The following is a 14,289-nucleotide window of genomic DNA, read 5'->3' on the forward strand; positions in this document are numbered from 1 at the left end:
GATCAGTCGGCGCGATGCGCACCGTTCGGCCGGCACCGCCCCGCAGCCCGGTGACCTGCGTCGCTCGCCTAGGCTGTTGGGCGTGCATGAAGCTCTTTCGCCCGGTACCGGGCCGGATCACCGACCGGCTTCGGGCGACGCGGCGCTCCTGGTCCGGGGTCTGGTGAAGAAGTTCGGGGACAAGACCGCCGTCGACGGGCTCGATCTGAGGCTGCCACGCGGCGAACTGCTCGCGCTGCTCGGCCCGAACGGCGCCGGTAAGACCACCACCGTCGAGATCTGCGAGGGATTCACCCGGCCGGACGCGGGCGAGGTCCGAGTGCTCGGCCTCGATCCCATCGCCGACAACGACGCGCTGCGAACCCGGATCGGCGTGATGCTGCAGGGCGGCGGAGCGTATCCGGGGGCGAAGGCCAAGGAGATGCTTCGCCTCTGCGCCGCGTACAGCGCCGATCCCCTCGATCCCGAGTGGTTGATGGACGCCCTCGGCCTCACGGAGGTCGCGAACACGGGATTCCGCCGCCTCTCCGGCGGCCAGCAGCAGCGACTCTCGCTGGCGTGCGCGCTGGTCGGCCGGCCGGAACTGGTCTTCCTCGACGAGCCCACCGCCGGCCTCGACGCACACGCGCGAATCGTGGTGTGGGAGTTGATCTCCCGACTCCGCGCCGACGGGGTGTCGATTCTGCTGACCACGCATCTGCTCGATGAGGCCGAGGAACTCGCCGACCAGATCGTCATCATCGACCGCGGGCGCGCCGTCGCCGCGGGCACACCGTCCGACCTCGTCCGGCGCGATGCCGAGCGCCGGCTGCGGCTCAGCGTCTCGGGGGTCGACGCGGCCGAACTCCGGAACGGGCTCCAGGATGCACTCCCCGCCGGCTACCGCTGCACGCTCTCGCCGACCGGTGAGCATGTGGTGACCGGCGACATCACGCCCGCCGTGGTCTCGGCGATCGCACAGTTCTGCGCCGACCGCGGAATCCTGATCGACTCGCTCAACGTGGCCAGCAACAGCCTGCAGGACGTCTTCCTCAGCCTCACCGGACGGGAGGTGCGCGCATGAGCACCGAGGTACCCGCGACCAATCGCTTTCCGAGCGGAACGTTCACTCCGCGTCCGCGGCCCGCTCCGCTCACCCGGATGCTGGCGGCTCAGACTCGCATGGAGCTGGTTCTGCTGCTCCGCAACGGCGAACAGCTGCTGCTGACGATGTTCATCCCGATCACCATGCTGATCGGTCTGAGCCTGCTCCCCCTCGACACCGAGGCCGGCGACACGCCCGCCGCGCGCGCCGCCACTTTCGTGCCCGCGATCCTGGCGGTCGCGATCATGTCGACCGCCTTCACCGGGCAGGCGATCGCGGTCGGCTTCGACCGCCGCTACGGTGCGCTCAAGCGACTGGGCGCCACCCCGATACCGCGGTGGGGCATCATCGCCGGCAAGTCACTCGCGGTACTCATCGTGGTGGTCCTGCAGTCGATCATCATCGGTGGCATCGGCATGGCCTTCGGCTGGCGGCCGAGCATCGCGGGTCTGCTGCTCGGCGCGGTGGCGATCGCGGTCGGCACGGTCGCGTTCGCCAGCCTGGGACTGCTCCTCGGCGGCACGCTCAAAGCGGAGGTGGTACTCGCCCTCGGCAACCTGATCTGGTTCGTCCTGCTCGGTCTGGCCGGGCTCGTCGTCTTCGATCAGCATGTGCCCGACGCGGCGCGGACTGTCGCCCGCCTCTCCCCCTCCGGTGCTCTCACCGAGGCGCTCACCCGGGCCCTCGACTCGTCGTTCGACGTCTTCGGCTTCTGTGTCCTGATCGTGTGGGCCGCGATCGGCGGCGCGCTGGCAGTTAGGTGGTTCCGCTTCCAATGATCGACTCCTGGTTCGGCTTCAAGAGGCCGACCGCGACATACCTCTATTACTGGGCGATCGCCAACCTCGCCGCCAACGTGCTGCTGGTGGTGACCGGCGGCGCGGTGCGGGTCACCGACTCGGGCCTCGGCTGTCCCACGTGGCCCCAGTGCACCTCGGGCTCGGTGACACCGCACGCCGCGATGGGCATCCACGGGCTGATCGAGTTCGGCAACCGGATGCTCACCTGGGTGCTCGTGGTCATCGCGATCGCCACCTGGGTGGCCGCGATGCGGCGCGTCCCGGTCGACCGACTGTCGCGGCGGCTGGCCACCGGGGTCGCGATGGGTGTTCCGCTGCAGGCGATCATCGGCGGCATCACGGTGCTGACCAACCTGAACCCGTGGATCGTGGCCTTCCACTTCCTCGCGACGATGGTGATCATCTCGCTGGCCACCTGGATGGTGGTGCACACCGGGTCGGCCGCCCGTGGACCGGACGCCGGCGAGCCGGGGGCGACCGATGCCGAATCCGCGGTTCTCCGACGGTTCGGAGTCCTGCTCGCCTGGGCTCTGTACGCACTGACGTGGGTCACCATCTATCTCGGCACGGTGGTCACCGGTTCCGGACCGCACGCGGGCGACATCAAGGCGCACCGCAACGGTCTGGAGCCGACGCAGGCCACTCAGCTCCACGTGGACGCCGTCTGGACACTCGTGGGACTGACGGCCGCGCTCATCCTCCTGGCGGTGGCTGCGGTGCCGTCGCTGCGCCGCGCCGCACTGATCTTCGGCGGCGTGATCGTGGTACAGGGGATCATCGGCTACGTGCAGTACGCGGCCGGTCTTCCCGAGGTGCTCGTCATCCTCCACATGTTCGGCAGCGCTCTGCTCATGATCGGCGCGACGCAGCTCGTGCTCGCGACGACGCGCCGCTGATCCGCCGGATCTGACACGAGAACCCGGCGACCGCGTACGGTCGCCGGGTTCTGCGCTGTGCGCACGTGTCGCAGTGCGCGTACGTCGTCAGTCGAGGATCTTGCGGTTGCGCGCCTTGGGAAACCGCGACTGGTGGGCCACCCAACCGGCCATCTGGCGCCAGTGCGACGGCTTCACCTCGGTGACCGAGGTCAGATCCCGGTCCCACTCCGCGCGCTCGAGTCCGTCGACCGCTTCGATGACCGCGTCCGCGGTCCGCACGCTGTCGACCACCTGATCGCCCAGAATCCCGCCGGCCTCACCCACCAGGGTGATCCGCACTCCCGCGGCACCCGCAGGCTGGACCACGGCCTTGGCCGAACCGCCCTCGGCGGCGACGAACTTTCCGATCGCGGAGACTACGGCGCTCGGCGCGGCCGCGACGGATTCGGAAGCAGTGGCTGTGGACGCAGCGGTGTCATCGCTCATGACTGCCGAGTATAGCGGCGTGCGAAAATGGACCCATGCGTGCGATCCAAGTGTCCACTCACGGCGGTCCGGAAGTCCTTCGACTCGTCGATCTCCCCGATCCCGAACCGGCGCCCGGCGAGGTGGTGGTCGCCGTCTCCGCGGCCGGGGTGAACTTCATCGACACGTACCTGCGCACCGGAATGTACCCGTCGCCCACCCCGTTCGTGCCGGGCAGCGAAGGCGCGGGCCGGATCGTCGCCGTCGGCGACGGCGTCGAGCACCGTGCCGTCGGCGACCGGGTGGCCTGGTGCGACGCCTCGGCCGGCTACGCCGAGTACGTCCGTATCCGCGCCGATCGGGCACTTCCGGTACCCGACGGCGTCTCCCTCGCCGCCGCGGGATCGTCGATGCTGCGCGGCAACACCGTCCACTATCTGCTCGACGGCAGCGCACATCCCGAGGCGGGCGACACCGTGCTGTTGCATGCCGGGGCCGGCGGCATCGGGCTGCTGCTGACCCAGTGGGCGAGCGCGCGGGGCATCCGGGTGATCACCACGGTCTCCTCCGACGAGAAGGAACAGCTCTCGCGCGCGGCCGGTGCCGCCGAGGTCCTGCGCTACGGCGACGACGTGGCCGCACGGGTCCGCGATCTCACCGACGGGCGCGGGGCGCGGGTGGTGTACGACGGCGTCGGAGCGGCGACCTTCGAGCAATCCCTGGCCGCGACCGCCGTCCGCGGCACCATCGTGCTCTTCGGCGCCGCCAGCGGACCGGTGCCCCCGTTCGACCTGCAACGACTCAATCCGGCCGGATCACTGTCGGTGACCCGGCCCACGCTGACCCACTTCATCGCCGACCCCGCCGAGTTCGCGTGGCGTTCCGGTCAGTTCTTCGACGCCGTCGCTAGCGGTGAGCTGACCGTGACCGTCGGACAGTCGTTCCCGCTGGAGCAGGCCGCCGAGGCCCACCGCGCACTCGAATCCCGAAGCACGGTCGGGTCGACGATGCTCGCTGTCGCCGACGATGACTGAGCCGGCAGCGAAGAGCGCCGGCGGGCCGGCCGCCGGTCTGCGCTGGGCCGTGGTCGCCGTCGCCGCGATCGCTCTGCTGGCGGCGTCTCGGCCCTTCGGTCCGGTGGCACTGATGGTGGCCCTCGCCGTCGCACTGGCCGTGGGTCTGCTGGCGGTCTCGGTGCCGATGCCGTCCCGGATCGCCGCCACCGCGCGTCCGGCTGCACCCTCGCCGGTCTCGGTGGAGGAGCGCTGGCGGCGCAGCGCGGCCCACCACGACGAGGTTCTCAGCGCGTACGGTTCCTTCGAACTCGATCCGGCCATGCTCCTGCGGTATCCGGGGCTCTGGGACCTGTCGGCGCCCGCGATCATCGCATTCCACGACAGTCTGGCCACGGCCGGTGAGCTCCGCACCGACCGCTTCCCCGGGGACGCCGCCGGTGAGCGCTACATCGCCGCCGTGACCGACCTGCGCAGCACCTGGGCCGCGGCCGACCGCTTCGCGCGGAGTACCGGGACCGACGACCTCGACCCCGCCGACGCCCGCGACTGCCGACGCGCGCTGAAGCTGCTCGCCCACGCGGACGGGGCCCGGAGCCAGGAACGCGCGGCCTATCTGCAGCAGGTGCTGACCACCGTCGATCGTCTCACCGAACGGGGTGTGGTTCCCCAGACCGAGCGCGTCCGGGCCGGGCTGACCGCGCAGCTCCGGCGCGCGATCGAGGCGTGAGCCCGTGCGGGCCGGCCTCTGCGGCGGCGTCCCTCGCTAGCGGCGTCCCTCGCGCAGAAACTTCCCGTTCGGCGAGTAGACGCCCGTCGCCCCGACCGCGTCGGGACCGACCTGCATCTGCACCGTGACCGGCAGCCGATCCGCCGCCGGATCGTCGTCGCCGGGCGCGACGCCGATCTTGAGTCCGACGGCATCGCGGTCGTAGGCCGCCACCCGATGTCTGCGCACCAGGTCGTCGCGGATCCGCACCATCGTCGCTCCGGTCAGTCCGGTCAGCGAGAAACCATCGGGGTCGGACGCCGAGTCGGTCTCGGACAGTTCCGGGAACCGACCGGGCTGCACCCAGATCCGGTAGATGCCGCCGCCGTCCAGTTCCAGCTCGACACCGGGGTGCGCCACGCCGATCCACGGCGCGGCCTCATCGACGGCCTTGTACGCGATCGAACGGAGCACGGCCCCATCGGGATCGATGCCCTCGTCCTTCAGCACACGCTCGGCAACCGAGAGGAACTCACTAAGGGACGCGGCGCCGACGGTGTCGGCGACCCGCCCGTGCAGATCCGTCTCGATGCTCTCCCCGCCGGACTGGCCGAATCGGGCCACCACCTTGTCGTCGACCGAGCGCGGGCCGATCTCGATGCCGCCGCTGGAGGTCGGCTCCGGATAGCCGATCTTCTGGCGCGCGGCGCTCACCCGGGCGGCCGCGGCGTTCAGGTCCAAGTGGGCGACATCGGCGCGGGTGAACACGGTGCGCTCGCCGGTGCGCGCCGGATCCGAGTCGCTCCACGATGTTCCCGATCGATACGAGGCGATCTCCCGCCCGGTCCGCGGATCGAGCACGCGCACCGTCTCCCGATCGTCGTCGATGCTGATCTGCCTGATCGAGGACGAGCCGCCGGGAACGAGGCGGTCAGCGCGGTCCAGAGCGCGCGCCAGCGCTGCCGAGGGATCGCCGCCGCCCTCGAGCACCGCGTCACCGTCGGCGGCATGCGAATCGATCGCCGTCTCGGGATCGGCCAGCACCGCCACGGTGGGCAGACCGACGAGCAGAACCGTCGCCACGACCACCGCGGCACCGCGCAGGGCGGACTTCTGGCCGTATCGACGGAGCGAGCCGATCAGCCCGATGGCGACACCGGCGCCGGCGACCGCGAACAGAACCGAGGTGACGGGAAGATCGACGACGACCGCGACCACCAGGCACAGTGTCGCGACGACCGCCGCGAGCGCTGTCCTCGTGACGGCCGGGCCCGGCTGCTTCACGCCGCGTGCAGTCCTCACTCTTTCACCTGCGGGCGCCTTGAGACTGCGAGTGTCGGTCAGAAGTAGCCGGCGACGGTCGGCAGGTTGATGACCGCGTCGACAGCGAGGCCGCAGAACAGCAGCGCCAGGTACTCGTTGGACGTCAGGAAGATCTTGAGCGGCTTCACCTCGACGCCCTTGCGGGTCTCGACGTAGAGCTTGGTGACCATGTAGATGAACCACACGCCGGAGGCGACCGCGACGACGAGGTAGATCCACGACGCGGCCGGGATGAGCACGAAGGACGTGATGACGGTCAGCCAGGTGTACACCACCATGTGCGTGGTGACGCGCTCGTCACTGGCGATGACCGGGAACATCGGCACGCCCGCGGCGCGGTAGTCCTCGCGATAGCGCATGGCGAGCGCCCAGGTGTGCGGAGGGGTCCAGAAGAACACCACCAGGAACAGCACGAAGGGCTGCCAGCTGAGCGAATGCGTCACCGCCGCCCATCCGACGAGTGCGGGCATGCAGCCGGCGGCGCCGCCCCAGATCACGTTCTGCCACGTGCGGCGCTTGAGCACCAGCGTGTAGACGAAGACGTAGAAGCCGATGGTGATCAAAACCAGGATCGACGGCAGGAACGACCGCTCCCCCGCGTCGTTCGCGGTACCGAAGTAGAGCACGACGAACGACACGACCGCCAGGACGATGCCGAAGATCAGCGCATTGCGCACCGGCACCGCGTGACGGGCCAGCGGCCGGCGCTGCGTCCGCTTCATCTTCTGATCGATGTCGGCGTCGGCCACCATGTTCAGGCTGTTGGCGCTCGCGGCACCGAGCCACCCGCCGACCACGGTGATCAGGATCAGGCCGATGTCGACCGTTCCGCGCTCCGCCTGGAGCATCACCGGAATGGTCGAGACCAGAAGCAACTCGATGACACGCGGCTTGGTCAGCGCGATGTACGCCAGGACCATGCCCCACGCACGCGCACCGAGGCCGGCGTTCCCGGCCGGGTTCTCGGTAGACATCGAGGTCGAGGAGGCGTCGGTGTCCGCGCTTTCCCCAATACTCACAGATGCTCCTCACATAAGACCCGGCGTCATCGCGCCGCGCGATCCGTCCACGACGGATCCGGGCGACGGTCTGTACGCGACAATGGGCACACCGACGGGCTACTACGACCGATGGTAGACCCGGAGGTCTCTCATAACAGAATCCGCACTGCCCAGATCACACTCGCACTCAATCCCGGCGACCGCGCCCGCCGAAGGTGGTCCATCACACCGGAAAGTCCCCAGCCAGTCGCGCGCGAGCGTGCGGCGGACCGCTAGGCTGGAAATCACCATTGCGTCCGAGCACCCACGACAAGGCACAGGAGACTCCACCACCGTGGCGATTACCGACGAGATCCGCGAGCTCACCCAGCAGGTTCACCCCGCCGACTGGAGCGACCTGGACACCAAGGCCGTGGACACGGCTCGCATTCTGGCCGCGGACGCGGTACAGAAGTGCGGCAGCGGCCACCCCGGCACGGCGATGAGTCTGGCACCGCTGGCGTACACCCTGTATCAGCGCGTGATGCGCCACGATCCGTCCGATCCGGCCTGGGTGGGACGCGACCGGTTCGTCCTCTCGTGCGGCCACTCGAGCCTCACCCAGTACATCCAGCTGTATCTCGGTGGTTTCGGCCTTGAACTGGGCGATCTGGAGGCGCTGCGCACCTGGGGCTCGCTGACGCCCGGCCACCCCGAGTTCCGCCACACCAAGGGTGTGGAGATCACCACCGGCCCGCTCGGACAGGGACTCGCGTCGGCGGTCGGCATGGCCATGGCGGCCCGGCGCGAGCGCGGCCTGTTCGATCCCGACGCACCGGCGGGCCAGAGCCCGTTCGATCATCACGTGTACGTGATCGCCTCGGACGGCGACATCGAAGAGGGCGTCACCTCCGAGGCCAGTTCCCTCGCGGGTACGCAGGAACTCGGGAACCTCGTCGTCTTCTACGACCAGAACCACATCTCGATCGAGGACGACACCAGCATCGCGCTCTCGGAGGACACCGCCAAGCGTTACGAGGCGTACGGCTGGCACGTCCAGATCGTCGAGGGCGGCGAGAACATCGTCGCGATCGAAGAGGCGATCGAGAACGCGAAGGCCGTCACCGACAAGCCGTCGATCATCTGCCTGCGCACCATCATCGCCTGGCCGGCCCCCAACAAGATGAACACCGGCGCCTCGCACGGCTCGGCCCTGGGCGCGGACGAGGTCGCCGCGACCAAGGAGATCCTCGGATTCGACCCGGCCAAGAGCTTCGACGTCGACCCGGCCGTGCTCGGGCACACCCGGTCGCTGCAGGCTCGGGCCGCCGCCGAGCGAGCCGCGTGGCAGGAGGGCTTCGACGTCTGGGCCGCCGAGAACCCCCAGCGCAAGGAGCTGTTCGACCGGCTGGCCGCGCATGCGCTGCCCGAGGGCTGGACCGACGTGCTGCCGTCCTGGGAGGTCGGCGACAAGGATGTGGCGACCCGCTCGGCCTCGGGCAAGGTCCTCTCGGCGCTCGCGCCCGTCCTGCCCGAGCTGTGGGGCGGATCGGCCGACCTCGCAGGCTCCAACAACACCACGATGGACGGTGCCGTCTCGTTCGGTCCCGAAACCATCAGCACCGGGACCTGGAAAGCCGATCCGTACGGCCGGACCCTGCACTTCGGCATCCGCGAGCACGCGATGGGATCGATCCTGTCAGGCATCGTCCTGCACGGCCCGACGCGCGCGTACGGCGGAACCTTCCTGCAGTTCTCCGACTACATGCGGCCCGCGGTGCGTCTGGCCGCGCTGATGGAGATCGACCCGATCTACGTGTGGACCCACGACTCGATCGGCCTCGGCGAGGACGGTCCCACCCACCAGCCGGTGGAACATCTCGCCGCGCTGCGCGCGATTCCCCACCTGGACGTGGTCCGTCCCGCCGACGCCAATGAGACCGCTCACGCGTGGCGGCATCTGCTGACGCGCCGTCACCGGCCGGTCGGGCTGGCCCTGACCCGCCAGAACGTGCCGGTCCTGGAAGGCACCAGCTTCGAAGGAGTCGCCCGCGGCGGCTACGTCCTGTCCGACGCCGACGGGACCTTCGAGGTGGTGCTGATCGGCACCGGCTCGGAGGTGTCGCTGGCGGTGCAGGCGGCGCAGACGCTCGCCGCCGAGGGCATCGGCGCACGCGTGGTCTCGATGCCGTCGCTGGAGTGGTTCGCCGAGCAGGACGACGATTACCGCGAGTCGGTGCTGCCGACCGGCATTCCGCGCGTCGCCGTGGAAGCCGGCATCGCCATGCCGTGGCATGCGATCGTCGCGGGCGGCGAGATCGTCTCGCTGGAGCACTTCGGCGCTTCGGCTCCGTACCAGAAGCTGTACGACGAGTTCGGCATCACCGCCGACGCCGTCGCGGCCGCCGCCCGCCGCGTGCTCAACCGCTGACCTCCTGCGGTCGAGCGAGCGCAGCGCGTCGAAACCACCGCAACACGACATCCGACCCGATCCGGAGAACAGGAGTCATCCCCATGTCTCAGAACAAGAACCTCGCCGCTCTCTCGGAGGCCGGCGTGTCCGTCTGGCTCGACGACCTGTCCCGCGACCTGATCGCCTCGGGCGCTCTTCAGGATGAGATCGACACTCACTCGATCGTCGGCGTCACCACCAATCCCGCGATCTTCCAGAACTCGATCTCCAAATCCGAGAGCTACGCGGCTCAGGTCAAGGATCTCGCGTCGGTGGGCGCCGACGTCGATGCGGCCGTCACCGCCATCACCACCGACGACGTCCGTGCGGCGTGTGACGTCCTGCAGCAGGTCTTCGTCGACACCGACGGCCACGACGGCCGCGTCTCCATCGAGGTGGATCCGCGACTGGCGAACAAGACCGACGAGACCGTGGCGCAGGCGATCGAGCTGTGGAAGATCGTCGACCGCCCGAATCTGTTCATCAAGATCCCGGCCACCGAGGCCGGGCTGCCGGCGATCACCCGGGTGATCGCCGAGGGCATCAGCGTCAACGTGACCCTGATCTTCTCGGTGGACCGCTACCGCGCAGTGATGGACGCGTACCTCGACGGGCTCGACGCCGCACTCCGCAACGGCCACGACGCCGCCAAGATCGAGTCGGTCGCCTCGTTCTTCGTCTCCCGCGTCGACTCGGAGATCGACAAGCGCCTCGACGCCATCGGAACGCCCGAAGCGCTCGAGTTGCGAGGCAAGGCCGGTCTCGCGAACGCCCGCCTTGCCTACGCCGCCTACCGCGAAGTGTTCGAGACCGGGATCCGCTTCCCCGATCTCCAAGCGCACGGGGCGCTGCCCCAGCGCCCGCTGTGGGCGTCCACCGGGACCAAGAACGCCCAGTACCCGGACACCCTGTACGTGAGCGAACTGGTGGCGCCGAACACGGTCAACACGGTTCCGGTGAAGACTCTGAACGCCTTCGCCGACCACGGGTGGGTCGACACCGACTCGATCCTCGGCCGGGCCGAGGCGTCCCAGGAGGTGTTCGACTCACTCACTCGCGTGGGAGTCGATCTGCCCGACGTCTTCGCAGTATTGGAGGCCGAGGGGGTCAGCAAGTTCGAGGACGCCTGGAACGACCTCCTCGAGGCCACCCGGACGCAGCTCGACGCCGCGCAGCGCTAGCCGACACGACGCCCGGACGATACGAGAGGCCAGAGCGATATGGGACGTGCGGTCGACAAGCCGTGGAAGAACCCGCTTCGCGATCCGCATGACACGCGGCTGCCGAGGATCGCCGGGCCGTCCGCCCTGGTGATCTTCGGCGTGACCGGCGACCTCGCGCGCCGCAAGCTCATGCCGGCGATCTACGATCTCGCCAATCGGGGTCTGCTTCCGCCGAGCTTCGCGCTCGTCGGCTTCGCGAGGCGCGACTGGGAGCACGAAGACTTCGCCGACGTGGTTCGGGAGGCGGTGGAGGCGGGCAGCCGCACCGGCTTCCGACAGGAGGTGTGGGATCGGCTCGCCGAGGGCATCCGTTTCGTCGCGGGCACCTTCGAGGACGACGACGCCTTCGCCGCTCTGCAGCAGACGCTCGCCGATCTGGACCGGGAACGCGGGACCGACGGCAACCACGCCTACTATCTGTCGATCCCGCCGAAGGCGTTCCCTGTGGTCCTGAGCCAACTGCGGCGCACGGGGATGGCCGACCAGGACGGCGACAGCTGGCGGAGAGTCGTCATCGAGAAGCCCTTCGGCCACGACCTCGACAGCGCCCGGGAACTGAACGCCCTCGTGGGCAGCGTCTTCCCCGAGGAGTCGGTGTTCCGCATCGACCACTACCTCGGCAAGGAGACCGTTCAGAACATCCTGGCCCTGCGATTCGCCAACCAGCTGTTCGACCCGCTGTGGAGCTCGCACTACGTGGACCACGTGCAGATCACGATGGCCGAGGACATCGGACTCGGCGGCCGGGCCGGCTACTACGACGGCATCGGCGCGGCCCGCGATGTGATCCAGAACCACCTCCTGCAACTGTTGGCGCTGGTCGCCATGGAGGAGCCGGTGTCGTTCTCGCCGCAGCATCTGCAGTCGGAGAAGATCAAGGTCCTCTCGGCGACGCGCAACATCACCCCGATCGACGAGAACTCGGCGCGGGGACAGTACGGTCCGGGATGGCAGGGCTCCGAACCCGTGGTCGGGCTGAAGGACGAGGAGGGTTTCTCCCCCGACTCCACCACCGAGACCTTCGCCGCGATCGCGTTGGAGGTCGACACGCGGCGCTGGGCCGGCGTGCCCTTCTACCTCCGCACCGGCAAGCGGCTGGGAAGGCGGGTCACCGAGATCGCGATCGTCTTCAAGAGAGCGCCGCACCTGCCCTTCGACGACACGATGACCGCCGAACTCGGCCAGAACGCCCTGGTGATCCGAGTGCAGCCCGACGAAGGCGTCACCCTGCGATTCGGGTCCAAGGTGCCGGGCACGAGCATGGAGGTCCGCGACGTCAACATGGACTTCTCGTACGGCGGCGCGTTCACCGTGTCGTCGCCGGAGGCCTACGAACGGCTCCTGCTCGACGTGCTGCTCGGCGAACCGTCCCTGTTCCCGGTGGCGCAAGAGGTGGAGCTCAGCTGGCAGATCCTCGACCCCGTACTCGAGGACTGGGCCCGGTCCGGTACACCCGACGAATACGAGTCGGGCACCTGGGGGCCGGCCTCGGCCGACGAGATGATGAACCGCACCGGACGAGCCTGGAGGCGCCCGTGATCGTCGATCTCCCCGACACCTCGACCCTCGAGACCAGCAAGAAGCTCGTCCAGATGCGGCGCACCGGGGGCGCTGTGACGCTCGGTCGCGTCCTGACGCTCGTCATCGACCTCGACGCCGACGACGATGCGGAGGACGCCGTCGAGGCGTCGAACCGCGCCAGCCGCGAGCATCCGTGCCGCGTCATCATGGTGGTGCGCCACGACCGCTCGGGACCGACGCGGCTGGATGCGCAGATCCGCGTCGGCGGCGACGCCGGAGCGTCGGAGGTGGTGGTGCTCCACCTCCACGGTTCGCTCGCCGATCATCCGCACGCCACCGTGACCCCCTTCCTGCTTCCCGACACCCCCGTCGTGACCTGGTGGCCGAGCCGGGCTCCCGCGCGGCCCGCCGACGACAAGCTGGGACGGCTCGCCTCGCGGCGGATCACCGACGGCCGCCTCACCGACGACCCCGGCGCATTTCTGGGCGCTCGCCGGATCGGCTACTCACCGGGCGACACCGATCTCGCGTGGTCGGCCATCACCCAGTGGCGGGCGATGCTCGTGTCCGCACTGGACCGTCCCCCGCACAACGAGATCCTCCGTGCCCGAGTGGTGGGACCGCACGATGTCACGGGACTCGATCTGTTCGCCGGGTGGCTCGCCGCCGAACTCGGCGTCCCGGTGGTGCGCGCCGTCGGCGACATGTCGGTGACCCTGGTCCACACCGGAGGAGAACTGTCGATGAGTCAGGGACCGGACGGAAGCATCATCCGCAGCTCCGGCCACCCGGACGGACGGTCGGCCTTCGCTCGCCGGACCACCGCCGAATGCCTGGCCGAGGAACTCCGCAGCCTGGACGCCGACGAGGTGTACGAGCTGGCGCTGCAGGGACTGTCCGGCGTCACCCATGAGGACCGGGCGACAGCGGGTGGCACGACGGCGGAGCCGGCCCGATGAGCGCCCCGGTGGAGCACCTGGTCTTCGATTCGTCGGCCGAACTCGTGGCGACGGCCGCCGCACGGTTCATCGCGACGGTGACCGCGGCGCAGGACGCCCGCGGGGTCGCGACGGTCGCGCTCACCGGCGGCAGCAACGGAATCGCACTGCTGCGCGAGCTCGCCCGCCACCCCCGCGCCCTCGACTGGTCCCGCATCGAACTGTACTGGGGTGACGAACGTTTCGTCCCCGCCGAGGATCCGGAGCGGAACTCGCTGCAGGCGCGTGAGGCACTGCTCGACCACGTGCCGGTCGAGGGCGCGCGGGTCCACGTGGCGGCGCCCTCCGACGGCGAGTTCGGCGACGACATCGACGCCGCGGCCGCCGACTACGCTCGCCGCCTGGGTTCCGGGACCGTCTTCGACATCCATCTGCTCGGCATGGGCGGTGAGGGGCACGTCAACTCCCTGTTCCCGCATAGCGCGGCGACCGCGGAGGACTCGCGTCCGGTCGTCGCGGTCACCGACTCCCCCAAGGCGCCGCCTCGCCGCATCACACTGACCTTCCCGGTCATCAACGCCTCCCGCGAGGTCTGGTTCCTCGTCTCGGGCGCCGAGAAGGCGGAGGCGGTCGCCGCGGCGGCGTCCGGCGCCGCGCGCGAGGACTGGCCGTGCGCCGGCGCTCACGGGGTCGAGAACACGGTGTGGTTCCTCGATCGCGCCGCGGCCTCGCAACTGTCCTGACCTCCGGTCCGCACTCCCGCGCCCGCCGACGATGATGCGATGGGCTTCTCAAAGCGCTCATCAGAAGTGATCCACCTTGCTACGGTCGATTCACCCGATAGTCAAGAGTGCGATCATACGAAACCAAGGGCCGCCGTACGTCACTCGCCGTTGAGAGCTC

The 14,289-nt window shown here is 69.4% G+C and carries 13 protein-coding genes; 10 read left to right on the forward strand and 3 right to left on the reverse strand.

Features of this window, described 5'->3' with window-relative positions; genetic code table 11:
- The first annotated feature begins 82 nt into the window (after positions 1-82).
- Genes ABFX36_RS10625 through ABFX36_RS10635 form a run of 3 tightly spaced genes read left to right on the forward strand, consistent with a single transcriptional unit; the run spans position 83 to position 2,780 of the window.
- Complete coding sequence (locus tag ABFX36_RS10625) at positions 83-1,063, forward strand: ABC transporter ATP-binding protein (RefSeq protein WP_346076260.1); 981 nt, start codon at positions 83-85, stop codon at positions 1,061-1,063.
- On the forward strand, positions 1,060-1,863 hold the full coding sequence (locus tag ABFX36_RS10630) for an ABC transporter permease (protein WP_006894858.1): 804 nt from the start codon (positions 1,060-1,062) through the stop codon (positions 1,861-1,863). The genes ABFX36_RS10625 and ABFX36_RS10630 overlap by 4 nt, the downstream gene beginning before the upstream one ends.
- Positions 1,860-2,780, forward strand: a complete 921-nt coding sequence (locus tag ABFX36_RS10635; RefSeq protein WP_006894857.1) for a COX15/CtaA family protein — start codon at positions 1,860-1,862, stop codon at positions 2,778-2,780. The genes ABFX36_RS10630 and ABFX36_RS10635 overlap by 4 nt, the downstream gene beginning before the upstream one ends.
- 87 nt (positions 2,781-2,867) lie before the next feature.
- Here the strand turns inward: ABFX36_RS10635 and ABFX36_RS10640 are convergent, their stop codons facing one another.
- Positions 2,868-3,248, reverse strand: a complete 381-nt coding sequence (locus ABFX36_RS10640) for a hypothetical protein (RefSeq protein ID WP_006894856.1) — start codon at positions 3,246-3,248, stop codon at positions 2,868-2,870.
- Between the two features lie 35 nt (positions 3,249-3,283).
- On the opposite strand from ABFX36_RS10640, the gene ABFX36_RS10645 reads away from it, so the two are divergent.
- On the forward strand, positions 3,284-4,261 hold the full coding sequence (locus ABFX36_RS10645; protein WP_346076262.1) for a quinone oxidoreductase family protein: 978 nt from the start codon (positions 3,284-3,286) through the stop codon (positions 4,259-4,261).
- Complete coding sequence (locus tag ABFX36_RS10650) at positions 4,254-4,970, forward strand: hypothetical protein (protein ID WP_006894854.1); 717 nt, start codon at positions 4,254-4,256, stop codon at positions 4,968-4,970. The genes ABFX36_RS10645 and ABFX36_RS10650 overlap by 8 nt, the downstream gene beginning before the upstream one ends.
- A gap of 36 nt (positions 4,971-5,006) precedes the next feature.
- On the opposite strand, the gene ABFX36_RS10655 is transcribed toward ABFX36_RS10650, so the two are convergent.
- Both ABFX36_RS10655 and ABFX36_RS10660 read right to left on the reverse strand, forming a co-directional pair.
- Positions 5,007-6,251, reverse strand: coding sequence for a hypothetical protein (locus ABFX36_RS10655; RefSeq protein WP_346076264.1), 1,245 nt, complete (start codon positions 6,249-6,251; stop codon positions 5,007-5,009).
- Positions 6,252-6,289: 38 nt separating this feature from the next.
- Positions 6,290-7,246 (reverse strand): heme o synthase, encoded by a 957-nt coding sequence (locus ABFX36_RS10660; RefSeq protein WP_006894852.1) that lies wholly within the window; start codon positions 7,244-7,246, stop codon positions 6,290-6,292.
- A 361-nt stretch (positions 7,247-7,607) separates the two neighbouring features.
- On the opposite strand from ABFX36_RS10660, the gene tkt reads away from it, so the two are divergent.
- The 5 genes from tkt (at position 7,608) to pgl (ending at position 14,129) form a co-directional block, all read left to right on the forward strand.
- The gene (gene tkt / locus ABFX36_RS10665; RefSeq protein ID WP_346076266.1) at positions 7,608-9,683 is read left to right on the forward strand and encodes a transketolase; all 2,076 of its coding nucleotides are present in this window, start codon (positions 7,608-7,610) and stop codon (positions 9,681-9,683) included.
- 83 nt (positions 9,684-9,766) lie between these two features.
- Positions 9,767-10,885, forward strand: a complete 1,119-nt coding sequence (tal, locus tag ABFX36_RS10670; RefSeq protein WP_006894850.1) for a transaldolase — start codon at positions 9,767-9,769, stop codon at positions 10,883-10,885.
- A gap of 39 nt (positions 10,886-10,924) precedes the next feature.
- Complete coding sequence (zwf, locus tag ABFX36_RS10675; protein ID WP_006894849.1) at positions 10,925-12,466, forward strand: glucose-6-phosphate dehydrogenase; 1,542 nt, start codon at positions 10,925-10,927, stop codon at positions 12,464-12,466.
- Positions 12,463-13,407, forward strand: a complete 945-nt coding sequence (locus ABFX36_RS10680) for a glucose-6-phosphate dehydrogenase assembly protein OpcA (protein ID WP_045539959.1) — start codon at positions 12,463-12,465, stop codon at positions 13,405-13,407. Before zwf ends, ABFX36_RS10680 begins: the two co-directional genes overlap by 4 nt.
- Positions 13,404-14,129, forward strand: coding sequence for a 6-phosphogluconolactonase (gene pgl / locus ABFX36_RS10685; RefSeq protein WP_278127291.1), 726 nt, complete (start codon positions 13,404-13,406; stop codon positions 14,127-14,129). The genes ABFX36_RS10680 and pgl overlap by 4 nt, the downstream gene beginning before the upstream one ends.
- Positions 14,130-14,289 lie beyond the last annotated feature (160 nt).

It is taken from the genome of Gordonia cholesterolivorans (assembly GCF_039531975.1).
In the GTDB taxonomy this organism is placed as follows: domain Bacteria; phylum Actinomycetota; class Actinomycetes; order Mycobacteriales; family Mycobacteriaceae; genus Gordonia; species Gordonia sihwensis.